Origin of the sequence: Enterobacter sp. BIDMC 27 (assembly GCF_000534415.1) — a bacterium.
Classification (GTDB): domain Bacteria; phylum Pseudomonadota; class Gammaproteobacteria; order Enterobacterales; family Enterobacteriaceae; genus Enterobacter; species Enterobacter hormaechei_C.
Genome location: NZ_KI973178.1, coordinates 1,542,706 through 1,559,923 on the forward strand (window position 1 = coordinate 1,542,706; position 17,218 = coordinate 1,559,923).

General features: G+C 55.3%; 19 protein-coding genes and 1 other annotated feature. Of the genes, 13 read left to right on the top strand and 6 right to left on the bottom strand.

Annotated elements, in window-relative coordinates:
* The first annotated feature begins 33 nt into the window (after positions 1 to 33).
* Entirely contained in the window at positions 34 to 363 is a 330-nt protein-coding gene (trpR, locus tag L463_RS15190) for a trp operon repressor (protein ID WP_003856511.1), read from the top strand.
* Between the two features lie 27 nt (positions 364 to 390).
* Here the strand turns inward: trpR and yjjX are convergent, their stop codons facing one another.
* Positions 391 to 906 (bottom strand): inosine/xanthosine triphosphatase, encoded by a 516-nt coding sequence (gene yjjX / locus L463_RS15185; protein ID WP_015572619.1) that lies wholly within the window; start codon positions 904 to 906, stop codon positions 391 to 393.
* Between the two features lie 48 nt (positions 907 to 954).
* Here yjjX and gpmB point away from each other — a divergent pair, with 48 nt between their 5' ends.
* Positions 955 to 1,602, top strand: coding sequence for a 2,3-diphosphoglycerate-dependent phosphoglycerate mutase GpmB (gene gpmB, locus L463_RS15180; protein ID WP_006810187.1), 648 nt, complete (start codon positions 955 to 957; stop codon positions 1,600 to 1,602).
* Here gpmB and robA read toward each other — a convergent pair.
* Entirely contained in the window at positions 1,599 to 2,468 is an 870-nt protein-coding gene (gene robA / locus L463_RS15175; protein WP_015572620.1) for an MDR efflux pump AcrAB transcriptional activator RobA, read from the bottom strand. The genes gpmB and robA overlap by 4 nt on opposite strands.
* A gap of 214 nt (positions 2,469 to 2,682) precedes the next feature.
* Between robA and creA the strand changes: the two genes are divergently transcribed.
* Positions 2,683 to 3,153 (top strand): protein CreA, encoded by a 471-nt coding sequence (gene creA / locus L463_RS15170; RefSeq protein ID WP_032103047.1) that lies wholly within the window; start codon positions 2,683 to 2,685, stop codon positions 3,151 to 3,153.
* A gap of 48 nt (positions 3,154 to 3,201) precedes the next feature.
* Here the strand turns inward: creA and arcA are convergent, their stop codons facing one another.
* The gene (gene arcA, locus L463_RS15165; protein ID WP_003856501.1) at positions 3,202 to 3,918 is read right to left on the bottom strand and encodes a two-component system response regulator ArcA; all 717 of its coding nucleotides are present in this window, start codon (positions 3,916 to 3,918) and stop codon (positions 3,202 to 3,204) included.
* Positions 3,919 to 4,013: 95 nt separating this feature from the next.
* Here arcA and yjjY point away from each other — a divergent pair, with 95 nt between their 5' ends.
* The 7 genes from yjjY (at position 4,014) to L463_RS15140 (ending at position 10,820) form a co-directional block, all read left to right on the top strand.
* Complete coding sequence (gene yjjY, locus L463_RS24235) at positions 4,014 to 4,154, top strand: YjjY family protein (RefSeq protein ID WP_155961937.1); 141 nt, start codon at positions 4,014 to 4,016, stop codon at positions 4,152 to 4,154.
* A 399-nt stretch (positions 4,155 to 4,553) separates the two neighbouring features.
* Positions 4,554 to 5,240, top strand: a complete 687-nt coding sequence (locus L463_RS15160; RefSeq protein WP_023295898.1) for a tRNA/rRNA methyltransferase — start codon at positions 4,554 to 4,556, stop codon at positions 5,238 to 5,240.
* A gap of 211 nt (positions 5,241 to 5,451) precedes the next feature.
* Positions 5,452 to 5,520, top strand: coding sequence for a thr operon leader peptide (thrL, locus tag L463_RS23435; protein WP_015572623.1), 69 nt, complete (start codon positions 5,452 to 5,454; stop codon positions 5,518 to 5,520).
* Positions 5,459 to 5,576, top strand: a sequence feature (Thr leader region). (Overlaps the previous gene by 62 nt.)
* A gap of 24 nt (positions 5,577 to 5,600) precedes the next feature.
* Complete coding sequence (gene thrA / locus L463_RS15155; RefSeq protein WP_023295899.1) at positions 5,601 to 8,063, top strand: bifunctional aspartate kinase/homoserine dehydrogenase I; 2,463 nt, start codon at positions 5,601 to 5,603, stop codon at positions 8,061 to 8,063.
* A 1-nt stretch (position 8,064) separates the two neighbouring features.
* Positions 8,065 to 8,994, top strand: a complete 930-nt coding sequence (gene thrB, locus L463_RS15150) for a homoserine kinase (protein ID WP_022650380.1) — start codon at positions 8,065 to 8,067, stop codon at positions 8,992 to 8,994.
* Between the two features lie 3 nt (positions 8,995 to 8,997).
* A complete protein-coding gene (thrC, locus tag L463_RS15145) occupies positions 8,998 to 10,284 on the top strand; it encodes a threonine synthase (RefSeq protein WP_003856490.1) in 1,287 nt (428 codons plus the stop codon).
* Between the two features lie 248 nt (positions 10,285 to 10,532).
* Positions 10,533 to 10,820: a DUF2502 domain-containing protein gene (locus L463_RS15140; RefSeq protein ID WP_015572627.1), complete on the top strand. Its 288-nt coding sequence runs from the start codon at positions 10,533 to 10,535 to the stop codon at positions 10,818 to 10,820.
* A 32-nt stretch (positions 10,821 to 10,852) separates the two neighbouring features.
* Here L463_RS15140 and yaaA read toward each other — a convergent pair whose 3' ends face one another.
* Together yaaA and L463_RS15130 are read right to left on the bottom strand one after the other, a co-directional pair.
* The gene (gene yaaA, locus L463_RS15135) at positions 10,853 to 11,626 is read right to left on the bottom strand and encodes a peroxide stress protein YaaA (protein ID WP_015572628.1); all 774 of its coding nucleotides are present in this window, start codon (positions 11,624 to 11,626) and stop codon (positions 10,853 to 10,855) included.
* Positions 11,627 to 11,692: 66 nt separating this feature from the next.
* Complete coding sequence (locus L463_RS15130) at positions 11,693 to 13,126, bottom strand: alanine/glycine:cation symporter family protein (protein WP_017383821.1); 1,434 nt, start codon at positions 13,124 to 13,126, stop codon at positions 11,693 to 11,695.
* 262 nt (positions 13,127 to 13,388) lie between these two features.
* Between L463_RS15130 and tal the strand changes: the two genes are divergently transcribed.
* The 3 genes from tal to L463_RS15115 all read left to right on the top strand — a co-directional run bounded on the left by tal (position 13,389) and on the right by L463_RS15115 (position 16,485).
* Positions 13,389 to 14,342 carry a transaldolase gene (tal, locus tag L463_RS15125; RefSeq protein ID WP_003856481.1) on the top strand — a complete coding sequence of 318 codons (954 nt, stop codon included), beginning with the start codon at positions 13,389 to 13,391 and terminating at the stop codon, positions 14,340 to 14,342.
* A 110-nt stretch (positions 14,343 to 14,452) separates the two neighbouring features.
* Complete coding sequence (gene mog, locus L463_RS15120) at positions 14,453 to 15,040, top strand: molybdopterin adenylyltransferase (RefSeq protein ID WP_003856479.1); 588 nt, start codon at positions 14,453 to 14,455, stop codon at positions 15,038 to 15,040.
* A 122-nt stretch (positions 15,041 to 15,162) separates the two neighbouring features.
* The gene (locus L463_RS15115) at positions 15,163 to 16,485 is read left to right on the top strand and encodes an MFS transporter (RefSeq protein WP_023295901.1); all 1,323 of its coding nucleotides are present in this window, start codon (positions 15,163 to 15,165) and stop codon (positions 16,483 to 16,485) included.
* On the opposite strand, the gene satP is transcribed toward L463_RS15115, so the two are convergent.
* On the bottom strand, positions 16,462 to 17,028 hold the full coding sequence (gene satP, locus L463_RS15110) for an acetate uptake transporter (protein WP_003856474.1): 567 nt from the start codon (positions 17,026 to 17,028) through the stop codon (positions 16,462 to 16,464). The genes L463_RS15115 and satP overlap by 24 nt on opposite strands.
* Positions 17,029 to 17,218 lie beyond the last annotated feature (190 nt).

Here is a 17,218-nt window from a genome sequence, read left to right on the forward strand (position 1 = left end):
GTACTCGCTAATGAGTACAAGAGGCAGCATAACATGACCCAGCATTCCCCGTATTCCTCGGCCATGGCCGAACAGCGTCATCAGGAGTGGCTTCGTTTTGTGGAGTTGCTCCGCCAGTCTTACGACAAAGATCTGCATTTACCGTTGCTACAGCTGATGCTGACGCCCGATGAACGCGAAGCGCTGGGCACGCGGGTACGCATTATTGAGGAACTGCTGCGCGGCGAAATGAGCCAGCGCGAGCTGAAAAACGAGCTGGGCGCGGGTATCGCGACCATCACCCGGGGTTCAAACAGCCTGAAGTCGGCGCCGGTTGAACTGCGTCAGTGGCTGGAAGCCGTATTGCTGAAAAACGCCGGATGACGGCTTCGGCTTATCCGGCCTGCAAACTTAACGATAAATCGCGTTATGAAACGGACTTAACGCCAGAATAACGGCCTGGTGGTAAACGCCTGAACGCGTAAGCTTGCCACCCGTAAAGACGCCAATCGCCCCCTCTTTACGACCAATTTCATCAATGCCGGTGTAGTGCGACATTACCGGCCCCAGCGCCTCACCCGCGCGGACTTTCTCCAGTATGACTTCCGGCAGCGGCAGCGTGGCAGAACGCGCTTCGCCGCGCTGCTCACGGCTTTCGATGACAACCCAGCTGAAGGTCGCCCCTTCGTCGATGCCTGCTTCAATCGCGACCCAGAAGTCAGCGTCTGGCGCGGCGGCTTTTGCATTCGCCACGCGATTTCGTGCGCCAGCGCGTGTTTCCTCGCTGCCAAACGGCTGTTCCGGCACACCGCTCTCGACGCCGACGGCGTCAATATGGCAGGATCCTTCGCCGAAGATCTCTTCAAATGCCCTTAGAATTGCCTGAATTTTGGCAGGATTGGTGGTAGCAGAGACAACATGGTGCATAATTAAGCTCGATTTAAAAAATTCATCGCAGTATAACGGAAAAAAAGCATGTTACAGGTATACCTTGTTCGCCACGGTGAAACGCAGTGGAACGCCGAGCGACGTATTCAAGGCCAGTCAGACAGTCCTCTCACCGACAAAGGTGTGCAGCAAGCGTGGCAGGTGGCGGAGCGCGCCAGAACGCTGGGTATCACTCACGTCATCTCCAGTGATTTAGGCCGCACGCAGCAGACGGCACGCATCATCGCCGATGCCTGTGGCTGCGACGTGACCCTCGAACCGCGTCTGCGCGAGCTGGATATGGGCGTGCTGGAAAAACGTCCTATCGATACGCTGACGGAAACCGAAGAAGGCTGGCGCCGCACGCTGGTGAACGGCACTGAAGATGGTCGCATCCCTGAAGGGGAATCCATGCAGGAGCTGAGCGTGCGCATGCATGCCGCGCTGGCCGAGTGCCTGAAACTCCCGGCAGGTAGCCGACCGCTGCTGGTAAGCCACGGTATCGCGCTGGGTTGCCTGGTGAGCACCATTCTGGGACTGCCGGCTTACGCCGAACGCCGTTTGCGTCTGCGCAACTGTTCCATTTCCCGTATCGACTATCAGGAAAGTGCCTGGCTGGCATCGGGGTGGGTAGTTGAGATGGCAGGGGACATTTCGCATCTTGATGCCCCTGCTCTGGACGAATTGCAGCGTTAACGACGTACCGGAATCAGGAATTCCATACGCAGATTGATAGGGCCTTCTTCCGGTTTAGCATCTTGCGCCGGATAGTAGCGCTCAATGTCCTGACCTTTACGGCGATTCAGATTCAGCATCGGCATGCAGGTCCCGTAAACGGTCAGGATGAACTCCTGAACGCCCGTTCCTAAACCTTCGTATGAGAACATCACATACTCGCCGCCTTCCAGCACGACAGGCTTCGAGCCATGAATGTAACCGTTCGCCATGTCAGGCGTCAGCGCCGTGGTATAGAACACCTCCTGCTCGTCGTCTTTTTCCTGGCTGGGATGCGTTTCGTTCAGGCCATACAGAATCGGCGGGAGCGCCGGAGCATGGCTTAAAAATTCGCGCCAGAACTGAACGCGCATCTGATGGCGGAACTCGGAGATCTGCTCCAGGGAACAGGAGTAGCTCTGCGTGGTGCCGACCAGGTGCGTTTCCGGCAGGGTGATGATTTCATATTTTGGCATCGCAAACTCGCCCAGACGCAGCGGCGGACGCATACCAAAGGAGCTCCAGTCCGGCGAGCGGCGATAAAGCGCTGGCGTTAACGAGAACTGTTTTTTAAAGGCGCGGGTGAAGGTTTGCTGTGAATCGAAGCGATATTGCAGGGCAATATCCAGGATTGGTCGCGCGGTCAGGCGCAACGCGACAGCAGACTTTGATAAACGACGTGCGCGAATATAGGCACCGATAGCATGACCGGTGACATCCTTGAACATCCTTTGCAGATGCCACTTGGAATAGCCTGCTTTTGCCGCCACATTATCCAGTGACAAAGGCTGGTCGAGATGACCTTCCAGCCAGGTGAGCAGGTCGCGAATAATTCCAGCCTGATCCATATACTATCCTCATCCTTAAAACTGCCGCAGGTACCTGTTTACAGGTTAGCGGATAATAGCATTTTTTGACGTTTTAGCATTCAGTGTTTTTTTTGCGCATAAATGCTTTTTGTAGTGATTTATGTGCGGATATATTCTAATCCTGTGATCTTGCTACATTTTTATCTAACCTGTTGAATAATCGCTCAGCGTAATTTTTATGAATGGTAACAATATGAAATACAAGGTTTTAGTCTTTACAGCACTGGCGCTGATGGCAGGGCGCGTGGCACAGGCGGAGCAAATTGGCTCCGTGGATACTGTGTTTAAAATGTTTGGGCCGGACCACAAAATTGTGGTGGAAGCCTTTGACGATCCGGACGTTAAAAACGTCACCTGCTATGTCAGCCGGGCAAAGACCGGCGGGATTAAAGGCGGCCTGGGGCTGGCTGAAGACACGTCTGACGCGGCCATCTCCTGCCAGCAGGTTGGCCCGGTGGAATTGAGTGACAAAATCAAAAACGGCAAAGCGCAGGGCGACGTCGTATTCCAGAAACGGACCTCGCTGGTGTTCAAAAAGCTACAGGTGGTCCGTTTTTATGACGCGAAGCGTAACACCTTGGCTTATCTGGCTTATTCCGACAAAGTCGTGGACGGCTCACCGAAAAACGCGATAAGCGCGGTACCGATTATGCCGTGGCATTGATAAAAAAAACGGCGCAAATGCGCCGTTTTTTACTGCGTGACGGGAGAATTACTCCTGGAGGTCACCGCAGAAACGATAGCCTTCACCATGGATCGTGGCGATGATTTCCGGCGTATCCGGCGTAGATTCGAAGTGCTTACGAATACGACGGATGGTTACGTCAACGGTACGATCGTGTGGCTTCAACTCACGACCGGTCATTTTCTTCAGCAGTTCTGCACGGGACTGAATCTTGCCCGGGTTCTCGCAGAAGTGCAGCATCGCGCGGAATTCACTGCGCGGCAGTTTGTACTGCTCACCGTTCGGGCTAATCAGCGAACGGCTATTGATATCAAGTTCCCAGCCGTTGAATTTGTAGCTGTCGACGCTACGACGCTCTTCACTTACCGTACCCAGATTCATGGTGCGGGACAGCAGGTTGCGTGCACGAATGGTTAACTCGCGAGGGTTGAACGGCTTGGTGATGTAGTCATCCGCGCCGATTTCCAGACCAAGAATTTTATCAACCTCGTTGTCACGGCCCGTCAGGAACATCAACGCGACGTTCGCCTGTTCACGCAGTTCGCGCGCCAGAAGAAGCCCGTTTTTGCCCGGCAGGTTGATATCCATAATCACCAGGTTGATATCATTTTCAGAAAGGATCTGATGCATCTCTGCGCCATCGGTCGCTTCAAAGACATCGTAGCCTTCTGCTTCGAAAATGCTCTTTAACGTGTTGCGTGTTACCAACTCGTCTTCAACGATAAGAATGTGCGGGGTCTGCATGTTTGCTACCTAAATTGCCAACTAAATCGAAACAGGAAGTACAAAAGTCCCTGACCTGCCTGATGCATGTCGCAAATTAACATGATCGGCTTAACGTGACTAAAGTACGTAATTGCGTTCTTGATGCACTTTCCATCAACGTCAACAGCATCATTAGCTTGGTCGTGGGTACTTTCCCTTTGGACCCGACAGTGTCAAAAACGGCTGTCATCCTAACCATTTTAACAGCAACATAACAGGCTAAGTGACACCGGACACCCAATAAAACTACGCTTCGTTGACATATATCAAGTTCAATTGTAGCACGTTAACAGTTTGATGAAATCATCGTAGCTGAATGCTAGCCTTTGTCACAATTTTTCAATAAACCAACTAGTTGCGGACATTGATTGATAAACGGTACGAATCCAATCAGAAAAGAGTATTCATATGGTCATTATCATTACAAAACATAAGGATAATGGACTTCTGTTAACATTCTAACTGATTGTTCAGCCACAAAATAGTTTAGCTTTTTTTAATTGTTATGAAACGCTATTTCGGTGATTTGTGTTGCAAAATTGTAAATTCGTGCTGCGTAATATGTTGAACTGAATCACATTTTTACCTGCTAACTGATTAAAAAGAGAGCGTAAATGCATCTGTCGATTGTGCTGGTGGCACCAGCAAGAGCTGAAAATATTGGCGCTGCGGCGCGTGCCATGAAGACTATGGGTTTTACCGATTTGCGTATTGTGGACAGCACGGCGCATCTGGAGCCTGCTGCACGCTGGGTGGCGCACGGTTCGGGTGATATTCTCGATAATATAACCACTTACGCTACGCTCGCCGACGCACTCCACGATATTTCGTTTACCGTCGCGACGACCGCGCGCAGCCGGGCGAAGTTTCACTATTACGCCACGCCTGCTGAACTGGTGCCGATGCTGGAAGAGAAAAGCCAGTGGCTGGAGAAAGCCGCGCTGGTGTTTGGGCGAGAAGATTCCGGGCTGACTAACGAAGAGCTGGAGCTGGCTGACGTGCTGACGGGCGCGCCGATGGTGGCGGATTATCCGTCACTCAATCTGGGGCAGGCGGTGATGGTCTATTGCTATCAATTAGCATCCTTAATACAAATTTCTCAGCCACCGGTGACAGTTTCGGATGAAAACCAGCTGGCGGCACTGCGTGTTCGTGCAAATAACCTTCTTGAGCAGTTGGGCGTCGCTGACGATCAGAAAATGGTGGACTGGTTACAGCAGCGCCTGGGGCGTCTTGAGCAGCGCGATACGGCAATGCTGCACCGATTGCTTCATGATATTGAAAAAAAATTAGCCGAGTAAAATAGTGTCATAGTTTTTTATTATGGCCGATCCTGCTGATGTCTGGGGTTGCATCTGGGTTATTCCGATGAAAATAAATCTGCCCGCAGCGGGACGTGAGAATGTCCCGAATTGTGATCGAATTAAAAATTCATTGACTTAAGGGGCTCGATCCTTTAACCCTAAAAGAATAGAGCACAGACAGATAATAATGACAGAGTACACAACATCCATGAAACGCATCAGCATCACCACCATTACTACAACCATCATCATTACCACAGGTAACGATGCGGGCTGACGCGTACAGGAAAAACAGAAAAAAGCCCGCACCTGAACAGTGCGGGCTTTTTTTTCGGCTAAAGGAAATGAGGTAGAACCATGCGAGTGTTGAAGTTCGGCGGTACGTCAGTGGCAAATGCAGAACGTTTTCTGCGTGTTGCCGATATCCTGGAAAGCAACGCCAGGCAGGGGCAGGTTGCCACCGTGCTCTCTGCCCCGGCCAAAATCACGAACCACCTGGTGGCGATGATTGAAAAAACCATCGGTGGTCAGGATGCACTACCGAACATCAGCGACGCCGAGCGTATCTTTGCCGATCTGCTTCAGGGGCTGGCCGACGCCCAGCCTGGTTTCCCGCTGGCGCAGCTGAAAAGCACCGTTGAACTTGAATTTGCCCAGATTAAACACGTTCTTCACGGTATCAGCCTGCTTGGTCAGTGTCCGGACAGCATCAACGCGGCGCTGATTTGCCGGGGTGAAAAACTCTCTATCGCCATCATGGCTGGCGTGCTGGAAGCGCGCGGTCACCACGTGACGGTCATCGATCCGGTTGAAAAACTGCTGGCTGTGGGCCACTACCTTGAATCCACCGTCGACATTGCCGAGTCGACACGCCGTATTGCGGCGAGCAAAATCCCGTCTGACCATATGATCCTGATGGCAGGCTTTACCGCCGGTAACGAGAAGGGCGAACTGGTGGTGCTGGGGCGTAACGGCTCTGACTACTCCGCCGCCGTGCTGGCCGCCTGTTTACGCGCAGACTGCTGTGAGATCTGGACTGACGTCGACGGCGTTTATACCTGCGATCCGCGCCAGGTGCCGGACGCCAGGCTGCTGAAGTCGATGTCGTACCAGGAAGCGATGGAGCTTTCCTACTTCGGCGCTAAAGTTCTTCACCCGCGTACCATCTCCCCGATTGCCCAGTTCCAAATCCCCTGCCTGATTAAGAATACCGGTAACCCTCAGGCGCCGGGCACGCTGATTGGCGCCAGCGCGGATGAAGATGACCTGCCGGTGAAAGGCATTTCTAACCTCAATAACATGGCGATGTTCAGCGTCTCCGGCCCGGGGATGAAGGGCATGGTCGGCATGGCGGCACGCGTCTTTGCCGCTATGTCCCGCAACGGGATCTCCGTGGTGCTGATCACGCAGTCTTCTTCCGAATACAGCATCAGCTTCTGCGTTCCGCAGGGTGATTGCCTGCGTGCCCGTCGCGCGCTGGAAGAAGAGTTCTATCTGGAGCTGAAAGAAGAGCTGCTGGAGCCGCTCTCGATTCAGGAGCGTCTGGCGATTATCTCGGTGGTCGGCGACGGCATGCGCACCCTGCGCGGTATCTCCGCCAAATTCTTTGCCGCGCTGGCGCGGGCTAATATCAATATCGTGGCGATTGCCCAGGGCTCATCAGAGCGTTCCATTTCCGTTGTCGTGGATAACGATGACGCCACTACCGGCGTGCGCGTGGTGCATCAGATGCTGTTCAACACCGACCAGGTGATTGAGCTGTTCCTGGTGGGCGTCGGTGGTGTCGGTGGCGCGCTGCTGGAGCAGGTGAAGCGCCAGCAGGAGTGGCTTAAGAAGAAACATATCGATTTGCGCGTTTGCGGCATTGCGAACTCGAAAGCGTTGCTGACTAACGTCCACGGTCTGAATCTGGAAAACTGGCAGGCGGAGCTGGAAGAGGCGAAAGAGCCATTTAACCTGGGCCGCCTGATCCGCCTGGTGAAAGAATATCACCTGCTTAACCCGGTGATTGTTGACTGTACCTCCAGCCAGGCGGTGGCCGATCAGTACGCCGACTTCCTGCGCGAAGGGTTCCACGTGGTGACGCCAAACAAAAAGGCCAACACCTCGTCGATGGATTACTATCACCAGCTGCGGCTGGCGGCGAGTAAGTCGCGCCGTAAGTTTCTGTATGACACCAACGTGGGCGCGGGCCTGCCGGTCATCGAGAACCTGCAAAACCTGCTGAACGCGGGCGACGAACTACAGCGTTTCTCCGGCATCCTCTCCGGCTCCCTGTCGTTTATCTTCGGCAAGCTGGACGAAGGGATGAGCTTGTCGGAAGCCACCCGCGCCGCGCGCGAGCTGGGCTACACCGAGCCGGATCCGCGCGACGACCTCTCCGGCATGGACGTGGCGCGTAAGCTGCTGATCCTGGCGCGCGAAACTGGCCGCGAGCTGGAGCTTTCGGATATCGTGATTGAGCCGGTGCTGCCAGCAGAATTTGATGACAGCGGTGACGTCAGCGCCTTTATGGCCAGGTTGCCGCAGCTTGACGACGCCTTTGCCGCACGCGTTGCGAAAGCCCGTGATGAAGGTAAGGTATTGCGCTATGTTGGCAACATTGAAGAAGACGGCGTCTGCCGGGTGAAGATTGCCGAAGTGGATGGCAACGATCCGCTGTACAAGGTGAAAAACGGCGAGAACGCCCTGGCGTTCTACAGCCATTATTATCAGCCACTGCCGCTGGTGCTTCGCGGCTATGGCGCAGGGAATGATGTGACGGCGGCAGGCGTGTTTGCCGATCTGCTGCGTACCCTGTCATGGAAGTTAGGAGTTTAAGATGGTTAAAGTATATGCCCCGGCTTCCAGCGCCAATATGAGCGTCGGATTTGACGTGCTGGGCGCGGCGGTCACGCCGGTGGACGGTTCGCTGCTGGGCGATACGGTTACGGTTGAGGCGGCAGAGCGCTTCAGTCTGAATAACATCGGCCGCTTCGCCAGTAAGCTGCCGTCTGAACCGCGCGAGAATATCGTTTATCAGTGCTGGGAACGCTTCTGTCAGGAGATCGGCAAAAACGTGCCGGTCGCCATGACGCTGGAAAAGAGCATGCCGATTGGTTCGGGGCTGGGCTCGAGCGCCTGCTCGGTGGTCGCCGCGCTGGTGGCGATGAATGAGCATTGCGGCAAGCCGCTGAACAACAGCCGTCTGCTGGCGCTGATGGGCGAGCTGGAAGGGCGCATCTCCGGCAGCATTCATTATGATAACGTGGCGCCGTGCTTCCTTGGCGGCATGCAGCTGATGATTGAAGAAAATGGCATCATCAGCCAGCAGGTGCCAGGGTTTGATGAGTGGCTGTGGGTGCTGGCCTATCCGGGCATTAAAGTGTCTACCGCCGAAGCGCGTGCGATCCTGCCAGCGCAGTATCGTCGTCAGGACTGTATCGCCCACGGGCGTCATCTGGCGGGCTTTATTCACGCCTGCTACACCCGTCAGCCGCAGCTGGCGGCGAAACTGATGAAAGACGTCATTGCCGAGCCGTATCGCACGAAGCTGCTGCCGGGCTTTAACGAAGCGCGACAGGCATCCATGGATATCGGCGCACAGGCGTGCGGCATCTCCGGCTCCGGCCCGACGCTGTTCGCCTTATGCGACAAGCCAGACACCGCGCAGCGCGTGGCGGACTGGCTCTCTAAACACTACCTGCAAAATCAGGAAGGCTTTGTTCATATTTGCCGTCTGGACACGGCTGGCGCACGAGTACTGGGATAACGAATGAAACTCTACAACCTTAAAGATCATAACGAGCAGGTCAGCTTCGCGCAGGCGGTAACGCAGGGGCTTGGCAAAAATCAGGGGCTGTTCTTCCCCCACGACCTGCCGGAATTTCAGCTGACCGAAATCGATGAGCTGCTGAAGCAGGACTTTGTCACCCGCAGCACCAAAATTCTGTCTGCCTTTATCGGCGACGAAATCCCGCAGGAGCTGCTCGAAGAACGCGTGCGTGCGGCGTTTGCTTTCCCGGCGCCGGTGAAGCAGGTGGAGCCTGACGTTGGTTGTCTGGAGCTGTTCCACGGTCCGACGCTGGCGTTCAAAGATTTCGGCGGTCGCTTTATGGCGCAGATGCTGACCCACATCAGCGGCGACAAACCGGTGACCATTCTTACCGCGACTTCAGGCGATACCGGAGCGGCGGTGGCCCATGCGTTCTACGGCCTGAAAAACGTCCGCGTGGTGATCCTCTATCCGAAAGGCAAAATCAGCCCGCTTCAGGAAAAACTGTTCTGCACCCTTGGGGGCAACATTGAAACCGTGGCGATCGACGGCGATTTCGATGCCTGTCAGGCGCTAGTGAAGCAGGCCTTCGATGACGAAGAGCTGAAGGCGGCGCTGGGGCTGAACTCTGCCAACTCCATCAACATCAGCCGTCTGCTGGCGCAGATCTGCTACTACTTCGAAGCGGTGGCGCAGCTGCCGCAGGACGCGCGCAATCAGCTGGTGGTTTCCGTGCCAAGTGGGAACTTCGGCGACCTGACGGCAGGCCTGCTGGCGAAATCACTCGGCCTGCCGGTGAAGCGCTTTATCGCCGCCACCAACGCCAACGACACCGTGCCGCGTTTCCTGAAGGACGGAAAATGGGCGCCGAACGCGACGCAGGCCACGCTCTCCAATGCGATGGATGTGTCACAGCCTAACAACTGGCCGCGTGTGGAAGAGCTGTTCCGCCGTAAGGTCTGGCGTCTGGGCGATCTGGGCTACGCAGCGGTGACGGACGAAACCACGAAAGCCACCATGCGCGAGCTGAAAGCGGTGGGCTATACCTCTGAGCCGCATGCGGCGATTGCCTATCGTGCCCTGCGCGATCAGCTTCAACCGGGTGAGTATGGTCTGTTCCTCGGCACCGCCCATCCGGCCAAGTTCAAAGAGAGCGTGGAAGCGATCTTGGGGGAAACGCTGCCGCTACCAAAAGAGCTGGCCGAGCGCGCCGACCTGCCGCTGCTGTCTCATGAGCTGCCCGCAGACTTTGCCGCGCTGCGTAAGCTGATGATGACCCGAGCGTGATTGTGCTGCCCGGTGGCGGCTTCGCCTTACCGGGCCTACAACGGCGAACTCATCGTAGGCCGGGTAAGCGCAGCGCCACCCGGCTTTTTTGTGAAGAAATTAAGGAGAAAAACAGCAGGAAAAAAGCAGAAATTCCCAATAAATGCGGTCACTTAGCGTTTAGGATTGCAGAGAATAACATCCCCCGTCCCCATCACGTACTCTCCTTACATCGGCCCACGTTGGGCAAGAAGAATAAGGAGTCACCTATGTCTACACTGAAACCTGCACTTATCGCGCTTTCACTGATGCTGGTCGCTCCCATGGCGGTGCAGGCAGCTGAGATCACCCTCGTGCCAGCGGTAAAACTGCAAATTGGCGATCGGGATAATAACGGGCACTACTGGGATGGCGGCCGCTGGCGCGACCATGACTGGTGGAAAGCGCACTATGACTGGCGCGATAACCACTGGCGTCCGCACGATGAACATCGCGATCGTGACGATCACCACCGTCATGACGATCGTCGCCCGGGCCCGGACCGGAAGCACCATTAACACAAACCCCGCCAGCTGGCGGGGTTGTCTTTTTATTGCTCGTGACGCTTAAACACCAGCTCGTTTTTTCCTGACGATGCCTCGTCGAAAAAATACCCTTCACTGTTAAAGCCAGTGAGCTGCTCTGGCTTCGTCAGACGGTTTTGAATGATGAAGCGGCTCATCAGACCGCGCGCTTTTTTGGCGTAGAAGCTGATCACTTTAAATTTGCCGTTTTTCTCGTCGAGGAATACCGGCTTGATAATGTCCGCATCCAGCTTCTTCGGCTTCACCGATTTGAAGTACTCATCGGAGGCCAGGTTGATCACCACGTTGTCCCCCTGGGCTTGCAGCGCCGCGTTAAGCTTGTCGGTAATGACATCGCCCCAGAACTGGTACAGATCTTTACCTTTAGCGTTTTCCAGGCGGATACCCATCTCCAGACGATACGGTTGCATCAGATCCAGCGGTCGCAGCACCCCGTACAGGCCGGATAACATGCGCAGATGCAGCTGGGCAAAATCGAAATCGGCTTCGCTAAACGTTTCTGCTTGCAGGCCAGTGTAGACGTCACCTTTGAAGGCCAACAGCGCCTGGCGGGCGTTGGCGGGCGTGAAGTCAGGCTGCCACTCATGAAAACGGGTGGCATTCAGGTCGGCGAGTTTATCGCTGATGCTCATCAGCGAAGCGATTTGCGGAGCCGAAAGCTTACGCGCCTCGTGGATCAGCTGTTGCGAGTAGTCCAGCAATTCCGGCTGGGTATAACGCTCAGTGGCGAGCGGGCTCTGGTAGTCGAGCGTTTTGGCAGGTGAAATCAGAATCAGCATATCCAGTCCTTGCAGGAAATTTAGAGCGACTTTAGCAAAAAATCGCCCTGAATTGATCGATAGCTGTTATTGCCGCGGCAAATCATCCCAGGTGCCAGGGGCAATTTGTGACTCGATTTCGGGATAGCGTGAGGCGTCAAAGACGGGCTGTACGCCGAGCTTGCGCTGACGCAGATAATCGCGCGCGATCAGCGCCACAACCGGTGAAAGCAGCAAAATGGCCGTCAGGTTCGTGATGGCCATCAGCGCCATAATGACGTCCGCTATTTGCCAGATCATCGGCATGCTGAGCAGGCAACCTACAAACACCATCGCCAGCACGCCCGCGCGAAGGATGTTGCGGGCCAGACGCGAGTCAACTTTCAGGAAGATAAGGTTGTTTTCGGCATAGATATAGTTCACCGCAATGGAACTAAAGGCAAAAAGTCCCACGACAAGTGCGACAAGGCCCGCGCCCCAGCCGCCGACGAGGGAGACCAGCGCCTGTTGTACCCAATGAATGCCTGCCGTACTACCGGACGGTTGTTCAGCGGCACCGGCCAGCAGCATTATCATCGCGCTGGCGGAGCAGATAACAATGGTGTCTGTGAAGACGCCAATCATCTGTACAATGCCCTGCGCGGCGGGATGCGGAGGCCAGGATGCGGCCGCTGCGGCGGCATTCGGCGTGGAGCCCATTCCCGCTTCGTTGGAGAACATACCCCGCTGAAAACCCGCCGTGAGTGCCTGGCTAAGGGTGTAACCCAGCGCGCCGGAAGCCGCTTCGCGCCAGCCGAACGCGCTTTGGAAAATGGTGACGATGACGTTCGGCACCTCATCGATATGTATCGCGCATACCATCAGGCTGGTGGACACCCACAGCAGCGCCATCAGTGGAACCAGCCACTGCATCAGGCGGGCAACCCCTTTGAGCCCGGTCACAATGGTCAGCAGGGTGAGAAGGGCAAGCGCGCCGCCTGTCAGCCACTCCGGACAATTGAAGGCAAAGCGCAGCGCGTGGGCGACGGAATTTGCCTGAACGGTATTGAAAATAAGGCCATAGGCAATCAGCAAAAAGATCGAGAACAGAACGCCCATCCAGCGCATTCCCAGCCCGCGAGCCATATACCAGGCGGGACCGCCGCGAAACTGACCTTTGCCGTCTTTTTCTTTGTAGAGTTGCGCAAGCGAGCATTCAGCAAAGGAGGTGGCCATACCGATAATCGCCGTCACCCACATCCAGAATACCGCGCCCGGACCGCCCGCGCCGATCGCCAGCGCGACACCGGCCAGGTTACCGCTGCCGACGCGCGCGGCCAGGCTGGTACAGAGCGCCTGAAACGAGGTCAGGCCGCCCGGCTGTGGGGTGACGCTGTTTTTCAGACTTCTGCCAAATTTGCGGATATAGCGAAACTGAATCAGACCGCTGCGCCACGTAAACCAGATACCTGCTCCTGAAAGCAGGTATATCATGATCGAACCCCAGAGGACTTCGTTGATAAAGAAAAAGAAATCAGGCACTAACGTCCCTCTTGTTGATGCCAAAGTGAATATGTAAGCGCTACCACTGATTGTGCATGCTGTTACTTAGCAGCCTGTTAATATTCTGAGTTTATCATACTCTGCCTAAGCGCACTGTCTGCGGTTGCGCTGCCTCTCACTCGTGTTATCATCAGGGCAGACCGGTTACATCCCCCTAACAAGTAAACCTGTCATTTTTCCGCTGCTGGCAAGCTGTCGGTAGTGTGAATTATCCAGGGCACGTTAAAAGAGAAACACTATCATGACGGATAAATTGACCTCCCTTCGTCAGTTCACCACTGTCGTCGCTGACACCGGAGATATCGCGGCAATGAAGCTGTACCAGCCGCAGGATGCCACAACCAACCCTTCTCTGATCCTTAACGCCGCGCAGATCCCTGAGTATCGCAAACTGATCGACGAGGCGGTGACCTGGGCAAAAGCACAGAGCAATGACCGCGCGCAGCAGGTTGTGGATGCTACTGACAAACTGGCAGTGAACATCGGTCTGGAAATCCTGAAGCTCGTTCCTGGCCGTATCTCTACCGAAGTTGATGCTCGCCTGTCCTACGACACCGAAGCGTCTATCGCAAAAGCAAAACGCCTGATCAAACTGTACAACGATGCGGGCATCAGCAATGACCGTATCCTGATCAAACTGGCGTCTACCTGGCAGGGCATCCGCGCTGCTGAGCAGCTGGAAAAAGAAGGCATCAACTGTAACCTGACTCTGCTGTTCTCCTTCGCGCAGGCGCGTGCATGTGCCGAAGCTGGCGTATACCTGATTTCTCCGTTCGTGGGCCGTATTCTGGACTGGTACAAAGCCAACACCGACAAGAAAGAGTACGCGGCGTCTGAAGATCCAGGCGTGATTTCAGTGACTGAAATCTACGAATACTACAAACAGCACGGCTATGAGACCGTTGTTATGGGCGCAAGCTTCCGTAACGTCGGCGAAATCATCGAGCTGGCTGGCTGTGACCGCCTGACCATCGCTCCTGCGCTGCTGAAAGAGCTGGCAGAAAGCGAAGGTGCTATCGAGCGTAAACTGTCCTACACCGGCGAAGTGAAAGCACGCCCTGAGCGCATCACCGAGTCCGAGTTCCTGTGGCAGCACAACCAGGATCCAATGGCCGTAGATAAACTGGCGGACGGTATCCGTAAGTTTGCTATCGACCAGGAAAAACTGGAAAAAATGATCGGCGACCTGCTGTAATCATTCTGCGTGACCGGGTTCCCGGTCACGCGTCTTTCCCCCGCCTCTGTCTGAATTTTCTCTCTGCGTGTATCATTCCCTTTAATCAGTACTTTTTGAATGGAATGGATATGAATACCTTACGCATCGGCTTAGTGTCGATTTCTGACCGCGCCTCCAGCGGTGTTTATCAGGATAAAGGCATCCCTGCTCTGGAAGCGTGGCTGGGCAGCGCGCTCACTACCCCGTTTGAGATCCAGACTCGCCTGATCCCGGACGAGCAGCCGATCATCGAGCAAACCCTGTGTGAACTGGTGGATGAGATGAGCTGCCACCTGGTGCTGACGACGGGCGGAACCGGCCCCGCGCGCCGCGATGTAACGCCGGACGCGACGCTGGCTATCGCCGATCGTGAAATGCCGGGCTTCGGTGAGCAGATGCGCCAGATCAGTCTACACTTTGTCCCGACGGCCATTCTTTCCCGTCAGGTCGGGGTGATCCGCAAACAGGCGCTGATCCTGAACCTGCCGGGGCAGCCGAAGTCGATAAAAGAGACGTTGGAAGGGGTAAAAGCCGAGGACGGCAGCGTTATCGTCCACGGTATCTTTGCAAGTGTACCGTATTGTATACAACTGCTTGACGGTCCGTATGTGGAAACTGACGGCAACGTGGTAGCAGCATTTCGCCCTAAAAGCGCTCGCCGCGAAACAATCTCCTGAAATTCTTTAAAATGTGACATTAGCGCCAGCCGCGGTAGCGTGTAAATGGATTTACGATATAGTAATTTTTTCTTTACGATTGCTGTAAAAAATAATCCACAACACATGCACAATGGTTCGCTATGTCACATAACACCCGACCTCTGAATCGACAGGACTACAAAACCCTCACGCTCGCTGCCCTGGGCGGCGCGCTGGAGTTTTACGACTTCATCATCTTTGTCTTCTTCGCCGCCGTTGTGGGGGCGCTGTTTTTCCCGGCGGATATTCCGGAATGGCTGCGTCAGGTACAAACCTTCGGCATTTTCGCTGCCGGCTATCTGGCGCGTCCGCTGGGCGGCATTGTCATGGCGCACTTTGGCGATCTGGTCGGGCGCAAGAAGATGTTTACCCTCAGCATCCTGCTTATGGCCGTGCCGACGCTGGCGATTGGGCTTTTGCCCACCTATGAGTCGATGGGCATTATCGCCCCGTTATTGCTGCTGCTGATGCGTATTCTCCAGGGCGCGGCCATCGGCGGGGAAGTGCCGGGCGCCTGGGTGTTTGTCGCTGAGCACGTCCCGGTGCGCCGCATCGGCATTGCGTGCGGAACGCTGACCGCAGGGCTGACGATCGGGATCCTGCTTGGCTCCGTGGTTGCAACCATCATCAATACCAGCATGACGCAACAGGCCGTTCACGACTGGGGCTGGCGTATACCGTTCCTGCTGGGCGGGGCGTTTGGGCTGGTGGCAATGTACCTGCGACGCTGGTTGCAGGAGACGCCAATATTTCTGGAAATGCAGCAGCGGAAGGCGCTGGCGCAAGAACTGCCGGTGAAAACCGTAGTAGTGCGGCATAAAAAAGCGGTAGTGGTGTCGATGCTTCTGACCTGGCTGCTGTCTGCGGGGATCGTGGTGGTCATTTTGATGTCACCGGTCTGGCTGCAAAAACAGTACGGTTTTGCGCCTGCCGTGACGTTACAGGCGAACAGTATCGCGACAATTATGCTCTGCTTTGGTTGTCTGGCCGCCGGGCTGGCGGCGGATCGTTTCGGCGCAAGCGCGACCTTTATTGTCGGCAGTTTGCTTCTGGCCGCGTCGAGCTGGGCATTTTATCATCTTGCGGGCACCCATCCTGAACAGCTGTTCCTGCTGTACGGTGTCGTCGGGCTGTGCGTGGGCGTCGTTGGCGCCGTACCGTACGTAATGGTCCGCGCCTTCCCGCCGGAGGTACGCTTCACTGGGATCTCTTTCTCTTATAATGTCTCGTATGCCATTTTCGGTGGGCTGACCCCGATTGTGGTGACGGTGTTGATGGGGGTGTCACCCCTTGCACCTGCGTGGTACGTGCTGGCGTTATCGCTGATGGGACTGGTTTTGGGGGTGTGGCTTCGCCAGTCAGAAGGACGTCGTGCCCGCGACGCGGGCACGACAGAGGGATCAGTGTTTTTCACCAATCGGTAGAATGGTGCGGTCGAACTGCTCGTTCAGCACTTCACCCATGGCCAGGTAGATTGCGCTTGCGCCGCAAACCAGACCTACCCAGCCGGCAACGTGAACGATGCCTTCGTTATCCGCCAGGTGACCGATGGCCAGCAGAGCGAACAGTACGGTCAGGCTCAGGAAGACGAATTGCAGTGCGCGGTTCGCCTTAAGGGTACCGAAGAACATGAACAGGGTGAACACGCCCCACAGTCCCAGGTACACGCCCAGGAAATGGGCGTTTGCCGCCTCTGCCAGGCCCATTTTAGGCATCAGCAGAATTGCGACCAGAGTCAGCCAGAAGGAACCGTAAGAGGTAAATGCGGTTAAGCCGAAGGTGTTGCCTTTCTTATATTCCAGCAGGCCCGCAAAGATCTGTGCGATACCGCCGTAAAAAATGCCCATCGCCAGGATAATGCCGTCCATCGGGAACATCCCGATATTGTGCAGGTTCAGCAGAATGGTGGTCATGCCAAAACCCATCAGGCCCAGCGGAGCCGGATTAGCCAACTTAGTGTTGCCCATAAGTCCTCAAAAAAATCATCATTAATATGGTGAAATGGTTAAACCCGCGCCAGTTCTACCTGACGGGGCGCGGCATCATAATGGGCGGCATCGACGCCGTCTATGATCTCACCGGGGTGAAATTAAAAAATTTTTTATCCTTCCCCCTTGATGGATGCTGTTGTGACCCCATCTTGTAAGCAACCGCAGT